Here is a 19955-nt window from a genome sequence, read left to right as displayed (position 1 = left end):
TGCGTTCGGGTGAGCGGTCGTGGGACACGTTCGTAGGCCATTAGCGAAGAGGCGCGCATTGAGCAGACCCATCCAGGTGAAAGATGTGACCCGCATGACCGATCTCGATCCGGCCGTACCGGCTCTGGTGCTCCGGCTCGACCGGAACCCCTTTCACCACGGCACCCTCGGCGCGGTGCGGTCGCTGGGCCGGGCGGGTGTGGAGGTGCACGCCGTCGTGGAGTCGCCGCGCAGCCCCGTCGCCCGCTCCCGCCATCTCCACCGGGCCCATCCGCGCCCGCGGGGCGCGCCGGAACCGGACGAGCTCGTCCGCACCCTGCTCGCCGTCGCCGACCGGATCGGGCGGCCCGCCGTGCTCGTGCCCATGGACGACCTCGGCGCCATCCGGGTCGCCGAGCACGCCCACCGTCTCGCCGGCCGCTACCTGCTGCCCGCCCAGCCGCCCGCGCTGCCGGGCCGGCTCGCGGACAAGGCGGAACTGGCGAAGCTGTGCGCCGAGGCGGGCATCCCCCACCCCGACACCTTCGTCCCCGCCAGCGCGGCGGAGGCCGCCGACACCGTGCGCCGGATCGGCGTCCCGCTGGTCGCCAAGTGGAGCAGACCCTGGCTGCTGGACCCCGCGACCGGGCTGCGCAGCACCTCGCTCGTCGGCTCACCGGCCGCCGCCGCCCGGCTGTTTGAGCGCCGGGCGACGGCGGGCAGCGCCCTGCTGCTCCAGCGCTGCCTGCCCGAGCGGCCCCACTCCGACTGGTTCTTCCACGGCTGCTTCGGCGCCGGGTCCGCCCTGCTGCACGGCGGGACCGGCCGCAAGGAGCTCTCCTGGCCGCCCCGCACGGGACTGACCGCGCTGGGACGGTGGAAGGAGGACGGGGCGGTGACCGCCGCGGCCCTGCGGCTCGCCGCGCACGCCGGCTACCGCGGCATCCTCGACCTGGACTTCCGGCGCGACACCGACGGCACCTGCCGGCTCCTCGACGCCAACCCGCGCCCCGGCGCCCAGTTCCGGCTGTTCACCGGCGCGGACGGGCTCGACGTCGTCCGCGCGCTCCACCTCGACCTCACGGGGCGGCCGGTGCCGCCGTCCGCGGGCCGCCCCGACCGGGTCTTCGTCGCCGAGAACTACGCCCTGCTCTCCGCGCTCACCTCCGCCCGCCCCGGCCGCGGGGTGCGGCTGCGGGCCCGGCGGGGCGTCGAGACCGCCTGGTTCGCGGGCGACGACCCGGCGCCGTTCGCCGCGATGGCCGGGGCCTGGCTCGGCCGCGGACTCGCCAAGGGGGCGCGGCGGCTGCGCCCCCGTGAGGACCCCCCGCCCGACCGGGGCGCCGGGACCGCCCGCGCCCCCGCGACCGACTCCGGTTCCAGCACCGGCACCGACCCCGACACGAGGAACGAGAACGCACCATGCACGACCTGGCAGTGATCGGCGCCGGCCCCTACGGGCTGTCCATCGCGGCACACGCCGCCGCGGCCGGCATCGACGTGCGGATCTTCGGCCGCGTCATGGACTCGTGGCGCAACCACATGCCCGAGGGGATGTACCTCAAGTCCGAGCCCTGGTCGTCGAATCTGTCCCACCCGGGCGGCGAGCACACCCTCGGCGCCTGGGCGCGGGCGCACGGCGGCTTCGAGGCGGCCCACGGCCGGCCCGTCCCCGTCGGGACCTTCGCCGACTACGGCGACTGGTTCGCCGGGCGGGCCGTGCCCGCCGTCGACGGCCGGTCCGTCGTCCGGCTCACGCCCGCGGACGGCGGCTTCCTGCTGCGCACCGGCGACGGCGGGGAGGTCCGCGCCCGGACCGTCGCGCTCGCCGTGGGCGTGCTGCCCTTCCGGGAGATGCCCGACGTCCTGGCCCCCCTGCCGCCCGAGCTGTGCACCCACAGCACCGGCCACCGGGACCTCGGCCGGTTCGCCGGCACCGATGTGACCGTCGTCGGCGCCGGGCAGGCGGCACTGGAGACCGCCGCCCTCCTCGCCGAGGCGGGCGCCCGCCCCCAACTCGTCGCCCGCACCCGCCTGATCAGGTGGAACACCCTGCCCGCCCCGCTCAGGCGGCCGCTGCTGACCTCGCTGCGCACCCCGCACAGCGGGCTCGGCACCGGCTGGAGCACCTGGGTGTGGGCCGAACTGCCCTGGGCCGTCCGGCGGATGCCCGCCGCCACCCGCCGCCGGCGGGCCGACACCGCCCTCGGCCCGGCCGGCGCCTGGTGGCTGCGGGAGCGCTACGAGGGGCAGGTGCCGGAACTGCTCGGCCACGTGCTGCGGGGTGCCCGGGTCCGCTCCGACGGACGGGTACGGCTCGAACTGCGCGGCCCCGACGGCACGGCGCGGGCGCTCGACACCGGCCACGTGGTCGCCGCCACCGGCTTCACCCCCGACCTGACGAGACTGGAACTGCTGGACGAGGGCCTCGGCCGGACGCTCCGGCTCTCACCGGGCACCAGCGCGCCCGAACTCGGCGCGGACTTCGAGACCTCCCACCCGGGCCTGTTCGCCGCCGGACTGCTCTCCGCCCCGACCTTCGGGCCGGCGATGCGCTTCGTGCACGGCGCCTCCTGGACCGCGCCGCGGCTCGTGGCCGGGGTGCGCCGGAGGCTGCGCGGGCGCACCGGGGGCGTGCGCGTACCGCACCCCGCGCCGGCGCCCGGGGCCGGCGCGGCGAGCCCGGCCGGCGGGCGCTGAGCGAGGACCGCTCAGACCGTGTGGCGGTCGTGGAGCCAGCCGCGCCGGGGCGGCGCCGGGACGGTGACGCCGAGCGGGTCGTCGGCCGGGGCGGGGAAGAGCGTCAGCCGCCGCCACTCGCTGTCCGGGCGGCCCGGCAGGGTGCGCCCGGCCGCCGCCCACTCACGCGCCAGCTGGTCGTAGATCGGACTGGCACCGGGCGGCCGCGCCGGTGCCGGGGCCGGGGCGGGGGCCGGTTCCGGGCTCGTCTGTACACGCTGCCAGCGGGCCGGCGCGGTGGTCGTTGCCATACCGCGGCCAACGCCGCGGCGGGGCCCGAGGTCACTGCCCGGCGGGCCCGCCGGGGGTACGGCAGAACGGCCTTTCGAGGCCGTGCGCCGCCCCCGCGGCCCGCCGTTCACCCGCATGAGCCCGCGTGACCCGCAGCGCGCCGTCGGCGTTCCAGATGACGTGGACCCGAAGATACGGTCAACGGACCGCCGAAAGGGGACTGATGAGACATATGACCACAGCGCTCGTCCCGGCGCTGGTGCTCGGCCTCGCCGCCTGCCAGGGCCCGGCCGGGCCGGGGCCCGGGGCGTCCGGCGAGGGCGGCAAACGGGCGGCCGCCACCGCGCCCGGGGTCGCCCGGATCGGTGACACGGCCGACGACCGGGGCACCCGGTCGGGGGAGCATCTGCGCATCGCCCTGCGCGGATACGTGGACCCCGCCATCGGGATCCGCGCCGCGAAGGGCGCGGCGCGCGGCCTCGCGAAGCCCGCGGGCGAGGGCCCCGTGCGCCGCCCCGCCGACGGCGCCCGCTGGGTGGGCGTCGACCTCGCCGTGACCAACGTCGGCGGCACGGCGTACGAGACGCCGGTGACCGAGGCGTGGATCGTCGACGACCGGGGCCGGAGCCACCGCGCGGTACCCGCCGGGGAGCTCACCACCGGCCTCCCGCTCCCGTCGGGGCGGCTGACGGCCGGCGAACACCGCTCCGGCTGGCTGGTGTTCGAGCTCCCGCACGACTCCCGCCCCGTCACCCTGCACTGGGGGACGGCCTCCGCCGAGCACCGCTGGACGCTCCGCACGTCCTGACCCGGACGGCACCCCGCGCCCCGTTCACCTGCCCGGGTGAACGGGGACGGGGGAGGCCCCCGGCGGGCACTAGGGTGCCGAGCCATGACAGCGAACTCCCTCAAAACGCCCGTCGACCGCGCGCGGCTCGGCACGCTCGTCCTGCTCGCCTGGACCGGCGACCCGGCCCAGGGACACGACACCCCGTACCTCATCGCGTACTCGCTCGGCGACGGCACCGACGGTCCCGAGGGCGCCGGCCGGGCCGCCGCCGCGATGATCGAGGAACTCGGGCTGACCACCGGGGACGTGCTGCACGACCGCACCCGCGCGGGCGCCTTCGCCGTCCAGCTCCTGGTCCAGGGCGGACAGGCGGTGCTCACCATGCCGTACATGAACGCCCAGTGCCCGGCCCCCGCCGAGTGGCTCGCCGCCGTCGAGGAGCGCGGCAGCGTGCACTTCATGCTCCCGACCCGCGCCTGGCCCGAGGCGAAGCCCGGCGAGCCGCTGAGCGAGGAGGTCCTCCAGGCGTTCCTCGGCGACGAGACCGTCCTGAAGGAGACCGCCCACGTCCTCCTCCCGGTCTCCCGGCTCCGCGCCTGACCGGACACCGCGGCTGCCGGCGACACCGGACCGGGCGACTCCAGCCGTCCGGCGCTCGAGGACACCGGCCCGGGCCACTCCAGCCCGTCCGGCGCTCGAGGACACCGCGCGCAGCGTGGTGCCGCGACCCCGGCCCGCACGCCGGTCACGGCCGCGGCCCCCGGTCAACCCCGCACCACCCCCATCCTCCGCACCCGGTTGTCGAAGCTGGAGTCCACCAGCTCGGCCGGCCCCGCCGCCCACGGCCCCCCGGGCCGCGAGAGCAGCTCCCGGAAGAGGGCCTTCATCTCCTGCCGGGCCAGATGCGCGCCCAGGCAGTGGTGCGGGCCGCCCCCGCCGTAGCCGAGGTGCGGATTGGGGCTGCGGGTGATGTCGAAGGCGTCCGGGTCGTCGAAGACCCGCTCGTCACGGTTGGCGGACGCGTAGAACAGCACCGTCTTCTCGCCCGGCCGGAAGGTGTGCCCGCCCAGTTCGCACTCGGCCGCCACCGTCCTGCGGAACTGGATGATCGGCGTGGAGTGCCGCACGATCTCCTCCATCGCGCCGTCCGCGTACCGGTCGAAGTCCTCCTCCAGCAGCGCGCGTTGCTCCGGGTGCTCGGTGAGCAGGGCCAGCCCGTGGGCCATCGCGTTGCGGGTGGTCTCCACCCCGGCCACCAGCAGCAGCGAGAAGAAGGCGCCCAGCTCGCGCGGGGTCAGCCCCCGGCCGTCGACGTCCGCGGCGACGAGCGCGGAGACCAGGTCGCCGGCCGGACGGCGGCGGCGCTCCCGGGCCAGCCGGGCCGTCGCCAGCCGCAGATGGGCCAGGGCGCGCAGCCCGCGGCCGGGGATCCGCAGCCCGCGCCGGACGCCGGCGTTCTCCGATGCCTGGTCGACCCTGGCCGCCACCGCGGCCCGCATCCCGGCCGGGATGCCCATCAGGTCGCAGATCACCTCGAACGGCACCCGGGAGGCGACCGCCCGCACGAAGTCCGGCCCGTCCGCCGGGCTCCCGCCCGGCGCCCCCGCCTCCGCCAGCCCGTCCACGGCGCGGCGGGCCACCTCGCGGACGTTCTCCTCGGCGGCCGCGAGCAGCCTGGGGGTGAAGGAGCGGGCCACGATCCTTCGCAGGGCGGCGTGTTCGGCGCCGTCGAGGTTGACCATCGCGTTGCCGAACAGCGCCTTCGCCCAGGCGGCCGGCTCGGGGGTGGTGACACCGGGGGCGCTGCGGAAGTCGCCGGCGCGACGGCTCGCCCCGGCCACGTCCGCGTGCCGCACCAGCGCCCAGAACTCCCGGCCGGTGCCGCGTCCGCAGAGCACGGGGGCGTCCAGCGCCCGCATCCGCGCGAACGCGGCGAGGCGCTGCCCGCGCGGCAGGGCCCAGAACGCGGGATCGCCGGGATCGGGAAGATCCGTTCCGCCCTGCTGCGCCGGGATGCTCCTCGTCATGCCTGCCTCCTGTGCCCGGGGGCCGCGCCGTCTCCTCCGCCGCCTCCCGGCCCGGCGCCGGTGCGCCGCCGGGCCGGCGGCGCGTCAGCTTCCGTCCCCGGAATTGCTGCGGACGGGGGAGATCTGCACGGGTCCCGTCCGTGTGCTCGTTGTGGCAGAGCAACGGACCGAAACGCGTCCGGGTCACTCCCGAGGGGACGAACACAGTGAAGAAGTGGACAACACGCGGATCTCTCGCGGTGCTGGTGGCGTGCGCGGCGTCGGCCGTGGGAGCCGCTCCGGCGCTCGCCGGCACCTCCGTGCCGGTCACCGTGCCGCTGGAGAGCGTGGAGGCCGCGCTGCCCGTGGACGCGCCGGCGCTGAGCACCGGTGTCCCCGTGCCCGTCCCCGGCGCCCCCGAGGGCCCGCGGCACGTCACCGGCAACCTGCTGCCGCAGAACACCCTGCCCGCCGTCCCGTTCACCGGCGAGCTGCCCGAGACCCTGCTGGAGCTCCCGGTGGAGAACCCGCTCGGCGAGGGCCGGCTCGGTGTCGCCCAGGTCGCCTCGGAGGCGTCCGACCTCACGCTGGCGAGCCCCGGGGCCTCCGTCGGCGCGCCCCTCACCCAGCCGCGCGCGGAACTGCTCGGGCAGCCGGAGGCCACCCTGCCGCAGGCCGGCCTCGTCGCCCCGGTCCTCCAGGGCTCCCCGGCCGCCGGCCTGCTGCTGAACTGACGCCCGGGCAGGGGGGCTTCGCCGCCGCGCCCGGCTTGGTCACGGGGCGTCGCCCCGGCTGCCCGCGCCCGCCGGGGCGCCGCCGCGCCCGCCGGGGCGCCGCCGCGCCCGCCGGGGCGCCGCCCCCGGGCTGCTCCGGCGCCGCCCGGGGCGTGCCCGGGCGGGGCGGTGCGCGGGGGCGTGCGCCGTGGAGCGCCCGTCCGGCCGAGCAACCCTTTCGGCGCCCCCTCGTTGTCCCCGGCGAGGCAGCCGTACAAGGCGGCGGCGGACCCACGGGGAGGGGCGACGAGATGATCGGGACCAGCGTGAGCGCGGAGACCGGAGGCGGGCGGCCCGCCGGGGGTCTCGCCCGCCGGCTGCTGCTGCGGGCCCTGTTCACGGCGGGCGTGATCGGCGGCACCGCCGGCGCCCTCGCCCCGGTCCTGGTGCGGCGGCACGAGAGCGCCCGGCGCGGGCAGGCGCCCGGCGGGCAGCGCTCCCTGGAGCGGTTCGCCGAGACCTACCGGGGCCGGCACATCCAGGGCAGCGCGACGGTGATGGTCCCGCTCGGCGCGGGGGCCGGGGCGCCGGCGGCCGTGCCGAGCGTCGAGGTCCGCGTCGACGGCCGCCCGCTGCACGTGATGCGCCGCGCCGACGGCAGCTATCTGAGCCTGGTCAACCACTACGAGTCGTTCCCGACGCTGCGCGAGGTGGCCCGGGCCGCCGTCGACGAACTGGGCGACTCGCAGCTTTCGATGACCCCTCCGCACCACATCTGAACGAAGGGACCGCACCCGTGTACACCCGCATCAACCAGCGGAACCTCACCCGCGCGCAGAAGCGGCGGTTCGTCGACGCGCTGCTGGCGCTGAAGAGGTCGGGTCGGTACGACGAGTTCGTCAGGACGCACGGCAGGTACTACGTGTCCGACTCGGAGGACCGTGCCCGCGCCGCGCACATGGCCCCGTCGTTCTTCCCGTGGCACCGCCGCTTCCTGCTGGACTTCGAACAGGCCCTCCAGGCGGTGGATCCGGGCGTGTCCGTGCCCTACTGGGACTGGACGGTGGACAACAGCCCCTCGTCGTCCCTGTGGGCCGACGACTTCATGGGCGGCACCGGCCGCTCGCTGGACCGGCAGGTGATGACCGGTCCGTTCGCCCACCGCAACGGCGACTGGCGCATCACCACCCGGATCACCGACGGCAAGTTCCTCACCCGCGACCTCGGCCGGCCGCGCAACCCGGTGTCGCTGCCCACCAGGGCCGATGTCGCGGCGGCGCTCGCCGACCCGGTGTACGACGCGGCCCCGTGGGACTCGACGTCCGCCACCGGCTTCCGCAACCGGATCGAGGGCTGGAACGCGGGCGGCGAGGAGCGGTGGCGCAACCACAACCGCGTCCACCGCTGGGTCGGCGGCCTGATGATGGGCGCCACCTCGCCGAACGACCCGGTCTTCTGGCTGCACCACGCCTTCATGGACCTGCTGTGGGCGCGGTGGCAGGAGGCCCATCCCCGGTCCGGCTATCTGCCCCGCACCCGGCTGCCGCGCTCGGATTCCGCCTACGGGCAGGTCTTCGCGCTGGACGAGCCGATGCCCCCGTGGGACGTGCGGCCGTCGGCGATGCTGGACCACACCCGCCACTACCGCTACGCCTGAGCGGCCCGCCTGAGCGGCCCGCCGGCGCGGACCAGCCCTGCGCGGACCCGCCCTGTGAGGGGGCCCGGCCGGACACCGTCCGGCCGGGCCCCCTCACGCACGGGCGCGGGCTTCCCGCGGCGTTCCCGCAGGCACGGCAGCGGCCTCCCCCGTGTGCGGAACACGGGGGAGGCCGCGGGTGGTGCGTGGGCCGGGCTACCGGCCGGGCGCTCAGTAGGCGCCGTTGCCGCCGTCGGCGTTGACGCAGGTGTTGCCGAACGCCGGGTTGAGCAGCGCGATGACGTTCACCGTGTTGCCGCAGACGTTGACCGGCACGTGGACGGGCAGCTGGACCAGGTTGCCGGAAGCCACACCGGGGGAACCGACGGCCGCACCGTGCGCTCCGGCGTCGGCGGCAGCCATGCCGGCGCCGCCGGCCAGGATGGCACCCGTGCCGGCGACAACGGCGGCGGCCTTCGCGATACGCGACATCAACTTCTCCTTGAGAACGAGAGGCGGCCGCAGGATTGCGGCCTTCACTCCCCGTTCAACGCACGAACCGGACACCGGTAACGGATCAGGACGAAGTCAGACCCCAACGGTCCCGTCGACGCCCTCGCGCAGGAAGTCGGCGTGCCCGTTGTGGCGGGCGTACTCGGTGACGACGTGCAGCAGGATCATCCGCACCGACACGTCCTCCCCCCAGCGGGGCGCGCGCACGGTCGTGTCCAGCGACTCGACGGACGCCTCGATGCGGCGTGAGTGGCCGATCTCCGCCTGCCAGGCGGCGAAGGCCTCCCCGCGGGTCGCGCCGCTCGCGTCGTAGGCCGTCTGGAAGTCCCCCTCCGGCGACCAGACGAGGGGCACGTCCTCGCCGCCGATCGTCCGGCGGAACCAGGCACGCTCGACCTCGGCCATGTGGCGCACCAGGCCCAGCAGGGTCAGGGCCGAGGGCGGCATCGAGCGGCGGCGCAGGTCCTCGTCGCCGAGCCCCTCGCACTTGGCGGCCAGGGTGGCGCGGTGGAAGTCGAGACAGGCGCGCAGGGTCTCGCGTTCCCCGGCGCGGGGCGGGGGCCCGACCCGTTCGGCGGTCATGGGCACACTCCTTCGTTCACGCGGGCGGTCGTCACCCGTCGGTCGTCACTCGGTCGGCCGTCGTACGGTCGCGGCCATTCGTTCGTATGTTCTATTTCGGAGTACGGTGGAACCATGGCAGCACACCTTCAGGGCTCCCTGTTCGACCAGACCGACGAGATCCGCCTCGGTCCGCTCACGGACGTCCGGCGCACCGTGCTCGGCGACGGCGCCTGGATCGACACGCTGCCCGGCTGGCTCGCCGGCGCGGACGCGCTGTTCGGGGACCTCGCGGCGGGCGTGCCCTGGCACGCCGAGCGCCGCCGGATGTACGAGCGGACGGTCGAGGTGCCGCGTCTGCTCTCGTACTGCAAGCAGGGCGAGCCGCTGCCCCACCCCGTGCTGGAGCGCGCCCGCGACGCCCTGTCCGCGCGGTACGCGGACGAGCTGGGCGAACCCTTCGTCACGGCCGGGCTCTGCTACTACCGCGACGGCCGCGACAGCGTGGCCTGGCACGGCGACCGGATCGGCCGGGGCGCGCGCGAGGACACCATGGTGGCGATCCTCTCCGTCGGCGCCCCGCGGGACCTGCTGCTGCGGCCGGTGGGCGGCGGATCATCGGTGCGCCGGGCGCTCGGGCACGGCGACCTGATCGTGATGGGCGGGTCGTGCCAGCGCACCTGGGAGCACGCCGTGCCGAAGACGGCGCGCTCCGCGGGGCCGCGGATCAGCGTCCAGTTCCGCCCGCGCGGAGTGAACTGAGCCTCCGGCCGGGGAGCCGGCGCCCGCCCGCGTCAGCGGGAGGCGCGCCGCACGGAGCGGCCGGCCAGCACATCGGTGCGGACGCCGTCCTCGATGACGAACCGGCCGTCGATCAGCACGTGCGGGATGCCGACCGGGAGGGTGCGCGGCTGCTCGAACGTCGACCCGGCGGCGACCGTGTCCGGGTCGAAGAGCACCAGGTCGGCGCGGTATCCCTCGCGGACCAGGCCCCGGTCCGCGAGGCGCAGCCGGGCCGCCGGGCGGGAGGTCAGATGCGCCACGGCCTCCTCCAGGCCGAGGACGCCCAGCTCCCGCGCGTACCGGCCGAGGTAGTGGGGGAACGTCCCGTACGCCCGGGGGTGCGGCTTGGCGCCCTGGAGGATCCCGTCGCTGCCGCCGGTGTGGACGCGGTGCCGCATGATGGCGCGCACGTTCTCCTCGTGGCCGACGTGCTGGAGGATCGTCGACCCGAGCCGGTCCCCGATCAGCAGCCGCCGCGCCGTGACCCACGGCTCCTCGCCGCGCAGCCGCGCCGACTCCTCGACCGTGCGGCCGACATGGCCGGCGAGGGAGGGCTCGCCCACCCCCGAGATCTCGATGGTGTCCCACTCGATCGGCACACCGTGGCAGCCGTCCGAGCCGGTCACCTCCAGATGGTGGCGGATCCGCTCGGCGGTCGCGTCGTCGCGCAGCCGCGCGAGGACCGCCTCCGGGCCGCCCTCGCCCGCCCAGCTCGGCAGCATCGCCACGAGCGTGGTGCAGCCGGGGGTGTACGGATAGGTGTCGAGGGAGATGTCGGCGCCCGCGTCGAGCGCGCCGTCGAGCAGCGCCAGCAGATCGGGCGCCTTGCCCTTGTTCACGCCGAAGTTCATCGTGGCGTGCGCCAGGTGCAGGGCGCAGCCCGCCTCCCGGGTGAGCCCGACCATCTCCTCGTACGCCTGGAGCGCGCCCGCGCCGTAGGAGCGGTGGTGGGGGCAGTAGTAGCCGTCGTAGCGGGCCACGACACGGCACAGCTCCGTCAGTTCGGCGTCGCTCGCGTACATGCCGGGCGTGTAGGTGAGCCCCGACGACATTCCGACCGCGCCCTGCTCCATGCCCTCGGCGACGAGCTGCCGCATCCGGTCGAGCTCGGCGGGCGTGGCCGGCCGGTCCTCCCAGCCCATGGCCAGCATCCGGACCGTGCCCTGCGGCACCAGGTACGCGGCGTTGACGGCGATGCCCTGCCGGTCGAGGCGGTCCAGGTACCCGCCGACCGAGCGCCAGTCGAAGTCGATGTCGCCGCCGTCGCCGTTCCAGCCGGTGATGGCCCGGCGCACGGCGTCGAGCGTGGCGTCGTCCACGGGCGCGTACGACAGCCCGTCCTGCCCGAGGACCTCCAGCGTCACGCCCTGGGCGGCCTTCGCCGAGTGGTCCGGGTCGCGCAGCAGGGCGAGGTCGCTGTGGGCGTGCATGTCGATGAAGCCGGGGGCGAGGGCGAGGCCGTGCGCGTCGAGGACGCGCCCGCCGGTGAGGGCGGGGCCGCCGCCCTCGCGGCGTATCGCGGTGACGCGCCCGGCGTCGACGCCGACGTCGGCGCGGTAGGAGGCACCGCCGGTGCCGTCGATGACGCGGGCGTCGCGGATGACGAGGTCCATGGGAGCGGTGCCTTTCGGTGCCGGGGCGGGGGAGGAGGGGATCAGAAGAAGGTCCGGATGAAGTCCGTGACCGTCCCGTCCTGCTCCACCACCGGGATGAGCTGCCACTTGTCGAACGAGGTGCACGGGTGGGACAGCCCCATGCCGACCCAGTCGCCCACCTCCAGCTCGGCGCCGGCGTCGGTGCGCACCCAGGCGTGCTGGTCGGACAGACCGGTGACGGTGATGCCGTCGGCGGGCCGGACGGCGCCCGTGCGGGCGTCGCGGACGGCCTGCGCCTCGGGCAGGTCGAGGTCGTACGCGGCGTCCCGCTTGCCGGCGTTGAGGAAGGCCTGCTCGGGCGACGGGCGGGAGACCACCTGGGCCCACAGCCGGAACGCGGGCTGGAGCGAGCCCTCCGCGGGCACCCGGTTGAACGGGGTCAGATGCCGGTAGTGGCCGTCGTCGTGCGAGACGTACGCGCCGGAGCGCAGCAGCTTCAGCACGGGGGCCGACAGCGCGGGGATCGTGGCGAAGACGTCCGCGACGGCGTCGAACCAGGCGCTGCCGCCCGCACTGACCACGATCTCGCCGGTGTCCGCGAACCGGCCCTCGGCGTCGAAGGCGGCGGCGAGCGCCACCAGCCGGCGCAGCCAGGCCCGCACGCTGTCGCCGTCGGCCCGCGGGACCTCGCCCTCGTAGCCGGCCACGCCGACCAGCCGCAGGCTCTCCGCGGCGGCGACCGCGTCGGCGACGGCGGCGCACCCGGCCTCGGTGCGCACACCGGTGCGGGCGCCGTCGCCGGCGCCCAGTTCGACCACGACGTCCAGCGGGCGGGACACCCCGCGCAGGGCCTCGTCCATCAGCTCCACGCCGCGGACCGAGTCGACGTAGACGACGAGCCGGAAGCCGGGGTCGGCGTCGAGCTCCCCGGCGATCCAGCGCAGCGCGGCGGCGTCGACGACCTCGTTGGCGAGGAAGATCCGGCTGATCCCGTAGGCGCGGTAGACGCGGACCTGGTGGGGCACGGCCGCGGTGATGCCCCAGGCGCCGCGCTCCAGCTGCCGGGCGAAGAGCTGGGGGGACATGGAGGTCTTGCCGTGCGGGGCGAAGGCGAGACCATGGCGTTCGGCGTAGGTCTCCAGCAGGGCCAGGTTGTGCTCCAGCGACTCGGCGGAGAGCGCCAGCACGGGTGTGGTGAAGCCCCCGGTGAACAGGTCACGCCGGGCCGAGGCGAGCTCGCCGACGGTGAGGCCCTGCGCGTCGGGCGGGAGCGCCTTGAAGCGGTGGTCGACCGGTTCGTCGGCAAGCCTGTCGACGGCGTCGGCGGCGTGGTCGGCGGCCATGGGAGCCCTCCTCGGCGGTGTTGCATGATGTGCAACGCTCATTGCGTATTTCGCTTACCGCTGTCTAACATCCGAGCCAACACCGGGTCAATGGGCCCGGTGACCGACCAGCGAGGAGCCCCCGCGATCATGACCGCGAGCGTGCACGGACCCGTGGACGTCGTCTGCCTCGGCGAGTCCATGGTCACGTTCCTGCCCACCCGGCCGGGACGCCTGGCCGACGTGCCGTCGTTCGTCCGCGGCATCGGCGGGGCCGAGTCCAACCTCGCCTGCGCGCTCGCCGCCGCCGGACACCGGGTCCGCTGGGTCGGCCGGGTCGGCGCCGACGGCTTCGGCGACCACCTGGTGGCCGCGATCGCCGCGTACGGGGTCGACACCGCGGCGGTCGTCCGCGACCCGGACCGCCCCACGGGCGTCTACTTCCGCACCGCGGCCGACCGGGTGAGCGAGGGCCACGAGGTCGTCTACTACCGGGCCGGTTCCGCCGCGTCCGCCATGTCGCCCGGGACCGTGCCGCCGGAGGCGGTGTGGTCGGGCCGGCTGCTGCACGTCTCCGGCATCACCGCCGCGCTCTCCGCCGGCTGCCTGGAGCTGATGCGCGCGCTCACGGCCCGCCGCGACGGCCGCCCGCCGCTCTCCTTCGACGTCAACCACCGCCCCGGCCTGTGGCGCGGCACCGACGGCGCCCGCGTGCTGCTGGACCTCGCGCGCGGCGCGGACATCGTCTTCGTCGGCGAGGACGAGGCCGAGGAGGCGTGGGACGTGCGGGGCGGCCCGGACGCCGTCCGGCGCGCGCTGCCCGAGCCGGCGACGCTCGTGGTGAAGCGGGGCGCCGAGGGCGCGGTCGCCTACACCCGCGGCGCCGCCGGCGACACCGTCACCCATGCCCCCGCCCCCGTCGTCGACGTCGTCGCCGCCACCGGGGCCGGGGACGCCTTCGCCGCCGGCTTCCTCTCCGCGACCCTGCGGGAGCTGCCCGTGGGCGAGCGGCTGCGGTACGGCCACCTCTGGGCCGCCGCGGCGCTCACCGTCCCCGGCGACCTGGCCGAGCCGCCCCCGGCAGCGCACGCCGCCCGGCTGGTCGGCCTCGACGACGACGCCTGGGGGAGACTGCACCTCGGCCCCGGCTGGACGGGCCAGGACCAGGAGGTGCCCACACCATGAGCCAGACCGTCGACCGCGCGCTCAGCATCCTGCCGCTGCTCGCCCAGGGACCCGCCGACCTCGGACAGGTCGCCGACCGGCTCGGCGTCCACAAGTCCACCGCGCTGCGCCTGCTGCGCACCCTCCACGAGCACGGCCTCGTCTACCGCCAGCAGGACCAGCGCTACCGCCTCGGCGCCCGCCTGTTCGCCCTCGCCCAGGAGGCCGTCGAGAACCTCGACGTACGGGAGATCGCCCACCCCCACCTCGTCGCGCTCAACGAGCAGATCGGGCACACCGTCCATCTCGCGGTGTACGAGGAGAGCGAGGTCCTCTACATCGACAAGGTCGAGAGCCGCTACCCGGTCCGCATGTACTCGCGGATCGGCAAGCCCGTCGCGATCACCGTCGCGGCCGTGGCCAAGCTGCTGCTCGCCGACCTGCCGGAGGCCGAGCGGCGCGCCGTCGCCGAGAAGCTCGACTTCCCCATGTACACGTCCCGTTCGATCCCGAACGCCGCCGCCTTCCTCAGGGAGCTGGCGACCGTACGCGAACAGGGCTGGGCCACCGACCTGGGTGGCCACGAGGAGTCCATCAACTGCATCGGGGCGCCCATCCGGGGCGCCGACGGCCGTGTCGTCGCCGCCATGTCGGTGTCCGCGCCGAACGTGGTCGTGACCGCCGACGAACTCCTCACCCTCCTCCCGCTGGTGCGCCGCTGCGCGGACGCCATCACCCGGGAGTACTCAGGACAGACAGCCCAGAAGGAAGCACACGCATGACCGAGAAGACCGCGATCACCCCGAGCACCCACACCGCGCCGCCGGCGAAGTTCTCCCACGGCGTCCGCAAGGGCAACATCCTCCAGGTCGCCGGCCAGGTCGGCTTCCTCCCCGCCGCCGAGGGCCAGGCCCCGACCCCGGCCGGCCCCACCCTGCGCGAGCAGACCCTCCAGACCTTCGCCAACGTCGAGGCGATCCTCACCGAGGGCGGCGCGAGCTGGGACGACGTGATGATGATCCGCGTCTACCTCACGGACACGGGCCACTTCGCCGAGATGAACGAGATCTACAACGAGTACTTCAAGGACCTGACGGTGGCCCCCGCCGCCCGGACCACGGTCTACGTCGGGCTGCCCGCCGGCCTGCTCATCGAGATCGACGCCCTGGCCGTCCTGGGCTGATCCGGCTCCCGGACCGATCCCCGGACCGATCCCTCCACCGGACCGGTCCCCGGCACGGTCCCGCCCCCGGACCGATCCCCTTCCCGGACTGATTCCCCTGATCCACCCGTTCCACGGCACGGCGCGGCCTCCCCCCGCGCCGTGCCGCGCCCCACCCATGCCCGAAACCGCTCCACCCGCCAAGGATCCCCATGCTGATAGCCGCCGACGCGCCCCCGCCACCCACCCCCCACACCGGCGGGCTCCTCACCGTCATCGACGGCACCGCCGGACTGCTGACCGTCGCCGCCCTCGGTATCGCCCTGCTGCTCTACCTGATCATCAAGGTGCGGCTCCAGCCGTTCGTCGCCCTGCTCGCCGTCTCCATAGCCGTCGGCCTCGCGGCGGGCCTGTCCGTCACCGAACTCTTCGGCACCGTGCAGAAGTCCGCGGCCGTCTCCGTCATCGAGACCGGCATGGGCGGCATCCTCGGCCATGTCGCCATCATCATCGGCCTGGGCACCATGCTCGGCGCGATCCTGGAGGTGTCCGGCGGCGCGGAGGTGCTGTCCTCCCGGCTGCTCGGCCTCTTCGGCGAGAAGCGCGCCCCGCTCGCCATGGGCCTCACCGGCCTGATCTTCGGCATCCCCGTCTTCTTCGACGTCGGCATCTTCGTCCTCGCGCCGATCGTCTACGCCGCGGCCAAGCGGTCCGGCAAGTCGATCATCCTGTACGCCATGCCGCTGCTCGCCGGCCTGTCGATGACCCACGCCTTCCTGCCGCCGCACCCCGGACCGGTGGCCGCCGCCGGCCTCTTCCACGTCTCCCTCGGCTGGGTCATCCTCATGGGCGTCGTCGTCGGCGTCCCGGCCGTCCTCGCGGCCTGGGGCTACGCCGCCTGGATCGGCAAGCGGGTCTTCGTCGAGGTGCCGCAGGACATGGTGGAGGCCGCCGAGGAGTCGAAGGCCGCCGTCCTCGCCGAGCAGCGGGCCGCGGGGCGCGAGCCCCGGGAGAACCCGGTCGCGCTCTCCACGGTGCTGGCCATCATCGGCACCCCGCTGGTGCTGATCCTCGCCGCCACCTTCTCCTCCATCGCCCTCGACGAGTCCACCTTCCGGTCCGTCGTCGAGTTCTTCGGCAACCCGTTCGTCGCCCTGACCATCGCGCTGGTGCTGGCGTACTGGCTGCTGGGCATCCGGCGCGGCTGGTCGCGCAAGTCCCTGGAGTCGGTGTCCACGCAGTCGCTGAAGCCGGTGGGCAACATCCTGCTCGTCGTCGGCGCGGGCGGTGTCTTCGGCGCGGTGCTCAAGGCGAGCGGCGTCGCGCAGGCCCTCTCGGACACCTTCAACGACGTGGGCCTGCCGGTGATCGTCCTGGCCTACCTGATCTCGCTGGTGCTGCGGGTCGCCCAGGGCTCGGCGACGGTCGCGATCGTGACCACGGCCGGCATCGTGCTGCCCCTCGTGGAGAACGGCGGCCACTCGCAGGCCTTCCTCGCCCTGGTCATCATGGCCATCTCGGCGGGCTCCATCTTCGCCTCGCACGTCAACGACGGCGGGTTCTGGATCGTCTCCAAGTACTTCGGCATCTCCGAGCGGGACACCCTCAAGACCTGGACCGTCCTGGAGTCGGTGCTCTCCGTCGCGGGCTTCGCGGTGGCGGCGGCGCTGAGCCTGGTGGTGTAGCGGGCCGCCCCGCGGCGTCACGGCCTCAGGAGCAGTACTGCGCCTGCTTGCCGATGGAGCGGTACATGCAGTCGGAGTTCTCCAGCAGTTGCAGCACCGCGTCGCGGTTGCGGCTGGTCTCGCGCTCGATCACCTCGTCCGGCGGGTAGAAGCCGCCCCCGCCGAAGCCGGTCGGGTACATCTCGAAGGTGTAGCCGAAGATCTTCTGGTTGCCCCACAGCCAGTCGTCGATCGAGCCGTCGGTGACGTAGAGGTCGCTCGACTGCTCGGCCGTGTAGCCGTTGCTGGCCGCCATCTTGCCGCCGACGGCCGCGAAGGCGTCCCGGTCGTCCTTGGTCAGACCGGGGGCGGTGTCGGCGGTGGTGTAGCCGTACGGCCACAGCACCAGCTCGCTGTAGGTGTGGAAGTCGATGCCGGTCCGGATCTGCTGCTTGCCGCCGACCACCCGGGAGCGCACGAAGTCGGCGACGACCTTCACCTCGGGGGCCGACTCGGCGGCCGGGCCGCGGTAGGTCTCGGAGCCGGTGGAACCGGAGGAGCCGCCGCAGCAGCCCCACTTGAAGTTCCAGTTGCGGTTCAGGTCGGTGCCGATGTTCGAGGAACCGCTGTTGGGCTGGCGGTTCTTGCGCCAGCTCCGGTAGGAGCCGGAGGCGATGTCGTACTCGCCGCCGTCCGGGTTGAGGTCCGGCACGATCCAGATCTCGCGGCCGTTGACGGCGCTGGTGATCCGCTGGTCGGTGCCGTAGTCCTCGGAGAACTCCCGCAGCAGGTAGAGCGCCATCTCCACGGTGAGGTGCTCACGGGCGTGCTGGTGGTGGGTGAAGAGGACCTCGGGCTCGTTCTCGTCGGTGGCCACGTTGTCGCTGACCTTGATCGCGACGATGTCCCGGCCCTGGTAGCTCTTGCCGATGACGCGCTTGCTCATGATGGCCGGGTTGGCCGCGATGCGCTGGTCGATCTCCGCGGTCATCTCGGCGTAGTTGTGGTAGCGCGAGTCGGCCGAGGGGAAGTCGAACGGCTTGACGTCCGCCGAGGCGATGCGCCGGTCCGGCGGTCCGGGCAGTTCCTTCAGGGTGTGGCCGATCGCGCGCAGCCGGGCGGCCTGCGCCGCGTCGGCGCTGACCACGACCGTGTGGTCGTCCACCTCGTCGATGGAGACGCCGGTGGCGGCGATCGCCGTGCGCTCGGCGACGCTCTCGGGGCCGTGGATCAGGTACTGCCGGGTCCGCTCGGCGTCCTCGGCCGCGGTGCTGCTGGGCGCGGGCCGCTCGGGGGCGGGGGACGCGCTCGCGGTGAGCGGGACGGCGACGGCGAGGGCGACGACGGCCGCCAGGGCGGCGGACCGTTTGCCGGCCCGGCGCCGCGCGGACGGGCGCCGGGCGAAGGGGCGTGTACGCATGCAAGTGCTCCTGGGGTGTGGGGGGTTGCTCGGGTCGGACGGGTCCGTGCTCCGTGCGGCGGTGCGTTGCGTGCCGCCCCATCGTCCATTTGTGGCATGTCACGGTCAATAGTCACTTCGGCCATGCCGGACGCGCGGCCCGTGCGGACCGGACCCGCCGGGGACCTCGCGCACCCGGCCTCTGCACAAGGTCCGCCCCAGTCGATCACCGCAGGCCCTCTTGCGTGATCAAGCGCGCCCCGCTTACGTGACCCCAGTCACCTGGTGGGACGAGTGGGAAGGCGGCCGCGCATGACGGACACGACCGAGGAGAGCACCCCGGGGGCCGTGGGCCCCCGGAAGTCGAGCTGGCGCTACATCGGGCCCGGCATCGTGGTCGCCGCGACCGGTGTCGGCGCGGGCGACCTGGTGGCCACCCTCATCGCGGGAAGCAAGTTCGGCTACACCCTCATGTGGGCGGCCGTGATCGGATGCGTCGTCAAGATCTCGCTCGCCGAGGCCTGCGGGCGCTGGCACCTGGCCACCGGCCGCACCCTCTTCGACGGCTGGCGCTCCCTCGGGAGCTGGACCACCGTGTACTTCGCGTTCTACGTCGTCGTCTGGGGCTTCGTCTACGGCGCGACGGCGATGTCCTCCAGCGCCCTGCCCATCGTGGCCCTGTTCCCCGACGGCCCCGGCCTCAAGACCTGGGGCGTGCTCACCGGCCTGGTCGGGCTGGCCTTCGTCTGGTTCAACCGGTACGCCGTCTTCGAGAAGGTCATGACCGTCCTCATCGGCGTGATGTTCGTGGTCGTCGTCTACGTCGCGATCCGCGTCGGCCCCGACGTCGGCGCCTCCTTCGCCGGCCTGGCGCCGGTGCTGCCCGACGACTCGCTGCTCTACACCCTCGGCCTGATCGGCGGCGTCGGCGGCACCATCACCATGGCCGCGTACGGCTACTGGGTGAACGCCAAGGGCTGGACGGACACCCGCTGGATGAAGGTGATGCGCCTGGACAACCGGGTCGCGTACGTCACCACCGGCATCTTCGTCGTCGCCATGCTCATCGTCGGCGCCGAGCTGCTGCACGCCTCCGAGATCGCCCTCACCAAGGGCGACCGGGGCCTGATCGACCTCGGCGCGGTCCTGGAGGACCGGTACGGCGCCGTGACCGCGAAGCTCTTCCTGGTCGGCTTCTTCGCCACCTCCTTCTCCTCGCTGATCGGCGTCTGGCACGGCGTCAGCCTGATGTTCGCCGACTTCGTCGAGCGGCTGCGGCGCGCCCGCGCCGGCGGCGACGGCGCCGCGGAGGACGGCGGCGCGGCCGAGGTGGCGTCGGGCGCCAAGGAGCGGTCGGTGGCCTTCCGCGGGTACCTGCTGTGGCTGACCTTCCCGCCGATCTCGCTGCTCTTCCTGGACCAGCCGTTCGGCCTGGTGGTGGCGTACGGCGTCCTCGGCGCCTTCTTCATGCCCTTCCTGGCGCTGACCCTGCTCTGGCTGCTGAACTCCTCGCGCACACCGGCCGAATGGCGCAACGGCATCGTCAGCAACGTGATGCTGGCGGCCGCCGGACTGCTCTTCGTGGTGCTCTGCGTGCAGCAGGTGCGCGACCTGCCCTGGTGACGTCCGCGCCGCCCGTCGTGCGCCGAGGGCCCGCACCACCGGGGGAGCGGTGGTGCGGGCCCTCGTCGACCGGGG

General features: G+C 74.6%; 20 protein-coding genes. 13 read left to right on the top strand and 7 right to left on the bottom strand.

Translation table 11 applies throughout. From position 1 onward, the window contains the following. Window positions 1-94 precede the first annotated feature (94 nt). Both JE024_RS13050 and JE024_RS13045 read left to right on the top strand, forming a co-directional pair. Window positions 95-1420 (top strand): carboxylate--amine ligase, encoded by a 1326-nt coding sequence (locus tag JE024_RS13050; protein WP_205373755.1) that lies wholly within the window; start codon window positions 95-97, stop codon window positions 1418-1420. Continuing rightward, complete coding sequence (locus JE024_RS13045; RefSeq protein ID WP_205373754.1) at window positions 1402-2679, top strand: NAD(P)-binding domain-containing protein; 1278 nt, start codon at window positions 1402-1404, stop codon at window positions 2677-2679. Before JE024_RS13050 ends, JE024_RS13045 begins: the two co-directional genes overlap by 19 nt. Window positions 2680-2690: 11 nt before the next feature. On the opposite strand, the gene JE024_RS13040 is transcribed toward JE024_RS13045, so the two are convergent. Continuing rightward, on the bottom strand, window positions 2691-2969 hold the full coding sequence (locus tag JE024_RS13040; protein WP_205373753.1) for a hypothetical protein: 279 nt from the start codon (window positions 2967-2969) through the stop codon (window positions 2691-2693). A gap of 212 nt (window positions 2970-3181) precedes the next feature. Here JE024_RS13040 and JE024_RS13035 point away from each other — a divergent pair, with 212 nt between their 5' ends. Then, complete coding sequence (locus tag JE024_RS13035) at window positions 3182-3757, top strand: DUF4352 domain-containing protein (protein ID WP_205373752.1); 576 nt, start codon at window positions 3182-3184, stop codon at window positions 3755-3757. Window positions 3758-3841: 84 nt separating this feature from the next. Beyond that, the gene (locus JE024_RS13030; protein WP_205373751.1) at window positions 3842-4339 is read left to right on the top strand and encodes a DUF5949 family protein; all 498 of its coding nucleotides are present in this window, start codon (window positions 3842-3844) and stop codon (window positions 4337-4339) included. A gap of 164 nt (window positions 4340-4503) precedes the next feature. On the opposite strand, the gene JE024_RS13025 is transcribed toward JE024_RS13030, so the two are convergent. Then, the gene (locus JE024_RS13025; protein WP_205373750.1) at window positions 4504-5766 is read right to left on the bottom strand and encodes a cytochrome P450; all 1263 of its coding nucleotides are present in this window, start codon (window positions 5764-5766) and stop codon (window positions 4504-4506) included. A gap of 206 nt (window positions 5767-5972) precedes the next feature. Between JE024_RS13025 and JE024_RS13020 the strand changes: the two genes are divergently transcribed. The 3 genes from JE024_RS13020 (at window position 5973) to JE024_RS13010 (ending at window position 8115) form a co-directional block, all read left to right on the top strand. Continuing rightward, window positions 5973-6479, top strand: a complete 507-nt coding sequence (locus JE024_RS13020) for a hypothetical protein (protein ID WP_205373749.1) — start codon at window positions 5973-5975, stop codon at window positions 6477-6479. A 290-nt stretch (window positions 6480-6769) separates the two neighbouring features. Next, complete coding sequence (locus tag JE024_RS13015; protein WP_205373748.1) at window positions 6770-7237, top strand: tyrosinase family oxidase copper chaperone; 468 nt, start codon at window positions 6770-6772, stop codon at window positions 7235-7237. 17 nt (window positions 7238-7254) lie between these two features. Further along, window positions 7255-8115, top strand: coding sequence for a tyrosinase family protein (locus tag JE024_RS13010; protein WP_205373747.1), 861 nt, complete (start codon window positions 7255-7257; stop codon window positions 8113-8115). Window positions 8116-8325: 210 nt separating this feature from the next. Here the strand turns inward: JE024_RS13010 and JE024_RS13005 are convergent, their stop codons facing one another. Together JE024_RS13005 and JE024_RS13000 are read right to left on the bottom strand one after the other, a co-directional pair. Continuing rightward, window positions 8326-8586 (bottom strand): chaplin, encoded by a 261-nt coding sequence (locus JE024_RS13005; RefSeq protein ID WP_187742116.1) that lies wholly within the window; start codon window positions 8584-8586, stop codon window positions 8326-8328. A gap of 96 nt (window positions 8587-8682) precedes the next feature. Then, on the bottom strand, window positions 8683-9189 hold the full coding sequence (locus JE024_RS13000; protein WP_205373746.1) for a DinB family protein: 507 nt from the start codon (window positions 9187-9189) through the stop codon (window positions 8683-8685). A 114-nt stretch (window positions 9190-9303) separates the two neighbouring features. Between JE024_RS13000 and JE024_RS12995 the strand changes: the two genes are divergently transcribed. Continuing rightward, window positions 9304-9930, top strand: a complete 627-nt coding sequence (locus tag JE024_RS12995) for an alpha-ketoglutarate-dependent dioxygenase AlkB (protein ID WP_205373745.1) — start codon at window positions 9304-9306, stop codon at window positions 9928-9930. A 32-nt stretch (window positions 9931-9962) separates the two neighbouring features. Here JE024_RS12995 and JE024_RS12990 read toward each other — a convergent pair whose 3' ends face one another. Continuing rightward, window positions 9963-11564: an N-acyl-D-amino-acid deacylase family protein gene (locus tag JE024_RS12990; protein WP_205373744.1), complete on the bottom strand. Its 1602-nt coding sequence runs from the start codon at window positions 11562-11564 to the stop codon at window positions 9963-9965. 41 nt (window positions 11565-11605) lie between these two features. After that, window positions 11606-12889: an amino acid deaminase gene (locus tag JE024_RS12985; protein WP_244882817.1), complete on the bottom strand. Its 1284-nt coding sequence runs from the start codon at window positions 12887-12889 to the stop codon at window positions 11606-11608. A 129-nt stretch (window positions 12890-13018) separates the two neighbouring features. Here JE024_RS12985 and JE024_RS12980 point away from each other — a divergent pair, with 129 nt between their 5' ends. The 4 genes from JE024_RS12980 to JE024_RS12965 all read left to right on the top strand — a co-directional run bounded on the left by JE024_RS12980 (window position 13019) and on the right by JE024_RS12965 (window position 16879). Beyond that, window positions 13019-14053 carry a sugar kinase gene (locus tag JE024_RS12980; RefSeq protein WP_205373742.1) on the top strand — a complete coding sequence of 345 codons (1035 nt, stop codon included), beginning with the start codon at window positions 13019-13021 and terminating at the stop codon, window positions 14051-14053. Further along, the gene (locus JE024_RS12975) at window positions 14050-14814 is read left to right on the top strand and encodes an IclR family transcriptional regulator (RefSeq protein WP_205373741.1); all 765 of its coding nucleotides are present in this window, start codon (window positions 14050-14052) and stop codon (window positions 14812-14814) included. The genes JE024_RS12980 and JE024_RS12975 overlap by 4 nt, the downstream gene beginning before the upstream one ends. Further along, entirely contained in the window at window positions 14811-15215 is a 405-nt protein-coding gene (locus JE024_RS12970) for a RidA family protein (RefSeq protein ID WP_205373740.1), read from the top strand. The genes JE024_RS12975 and JE024_RS12970 overlap by 4 nt, the downstream gene beginning before the upstream one ends. Before the next feature lie 191 nt (window positions 15216-15406). Next, on the top strand, window positions 15407-16879 hold the full coding sequence (locus JE024_RS12965; protein ID WP_205373739.1) for a GntP family permease: 1473 nt from the start codon (window positions 15407-15409) through the stop codon (window positions 16877-16879). Between the two features lie 25 nt (window positions 16880-16904). Here the strand turns inward: JE024_RS12965 and JE024_RS12960 are convergent, their stop codons facing one another. Further along, window positions 16905-18278 carry a M14 family metallopeptidase gene (locus JE024_RS12960; protein ID WP_205373738.1) on the bottom strand — a complete coding sequence of 458 codons (1374 nt, stop codon included), beginning with the start codon at window positions 18276-18278 and terminating at the stop codon, window positions 16905-16907. Between the two features lie 291 nt (window positions 18279-18569). Here JE024_RS12960 and JE024_RS12955 point away from each other — a divergent pair, with 291 nt between their 5' ends. Further along, entirely contained in the window at window positions 18570-19880 is a 1311-nt protein-coding gene (locus JE024_RS12955) for an Nramp family divalent metal transporter (protein WP_205373737.1), read from the top strand. The last annotated feature ends 75 nt before the right edge of the window (window positions 19881-19955 follow it).

It is taken from the genome of Streptomyces zhihengii, assembly GCF_016919245.1.
Taxonomy (GTDB): Bacteria; Actinomycetota; Actinomycetes; order Streptomycetales; family Streptomycetaceae; genus Streptomyces; species Streptomyces zhihengii.
This window is presented reverse-complemented; position numbering and strand designations above follow the sequence as displayed.

Excerpts from the sequence above, each read along its gene's own strand:
- JE024_RS12990 (WP_205373744.1), bottom strand. The coding sequence starts at position 11,564 with ATGGACCTCGTCATCCGCGACGCCCGCGTCATCGACGGCACCGGCGGT.
- JE024_RS12955 (WP_205373737.1), top strand. The coding sequence starts at position 18,570 with ATGACGGACACGACCGAGGAGAGCACCCCGGGGGCCGTGGGCCCCCGG.
- JE024_RS12965 (WP_205373739.1), top strand. The coding sequence starts at position 15,407 with ATGCTGATAGCCGCCGACGCGCCCCCGCCACCCACCCCCCACACCGGC.
- JE024_RS13040 (WP_205373753.1), bottom strand. The coding sequence starts at position 2,969 with ATGGCAACGACCACCGCGCCGGCCCGCTGGCAGCGTGTACAGACGAGC.
- JE024_RS13030 (WP_205373751.1), top strand. The coding sequence starts at position 3,842 with ATGACAGCGAACTCCCTCAAAACGCCCGTCGACCGCGCGCGGCTCGGC.
- JE024_RS12960 (WP_205373738.1), bottom strand. The coding sequence starts at position 18,278 with ATGCGTACACGCCCCTTCGCCCGGCGCCCGTCCGCGCGGCGCCGGGCC.
- JE024_RS13000 (WP_205373746.1), bottom strand. The coding sequence starts at position 9,189 with ATGACCGCCGAACGGGTCGGGCCCCCGCCCCGCGCCGGGGAACGCGAG.
- JE024_RS13045 (WP_205373754.1), top strand. The coding sequence starts at position 1,402 with ATGCACGACCTGGCAGTGATCGGCGCCGGCCCCTACGGGCTGTCCATC.
- JE024_RS13005 (WP_187742116.1), bottom strand. The coding sequence starts at position 8,586 with ATGTCGCGTATCGCGAAGGCCGCCGCCGTTGTCGCCGGCACGGGTGCC.
- JE024_RS12975 (WP_205373741.1), top strand. The coding sequence starts at position 14,050 with ATGAGCCAGACCGTCGACCGCGCGCTCAGCATCCTGCCGCTGCTCGCC.
- JE024_RS13025 (WP_205373750.1), bottom strand. The coding sequence starts at position 5,766 with ATGACGAGGAGCATCCCGGCGCAGCAGGGCGGAACGGATCTTCCCGAT.
- JE024_RS13050 (WP_205373755.1), top strand. The coding sequence starts at position 95 with ATGACCGATCTCGATCCGGCCGTACCGGCTCTGGTGCTCCGGCTCGAC.
- JE024_RS13035 (WP_205373752.1), top strand. The coding sequence starts at position 3,182 with ATGACCACAGCGCTCGTCCCGGCGCTGGTGCTCGGCCTCGCCGCCTGC.
- JE024_RS13015 (WP_205373748.1), top strand. The coding sequence starts at position 6,770 with ATGATCGGGACCAGCGTGAGCGCGGAGACCGGAGGCGGGCGGCCCGCC.
- JE024_RS12995 (WP_205373745.1), top strand. The coding sequence starts at position 9,304 with ATGGCAGCACACCTTCAGGGCTCCCTGTTCGACCAGACCGACGAGATC.
- JE024_RS12970 (WP_205373740.1), top strand. The coding sequence starts at position 14,811 with ATGACCGAGAAGACCGCGATCACCCCGAGCACCCACACCGCGCCGCCG.
- JE024_RS12980 (WP_205373742.1), top strand. The coding sequence starts at position 13,019 with ATGACCGCGAGCGTGCACGGACCCGTGGACGTCGTCTGCCTCGGCGAG.
- JE024_RS12985 (WP_244882817.1), bottom strand. The coding sequence starts at position 12,889 with ATGGCCGCCGACCACGCCGCCGACGCCGTCGACAGGCTTGCCGACGAA.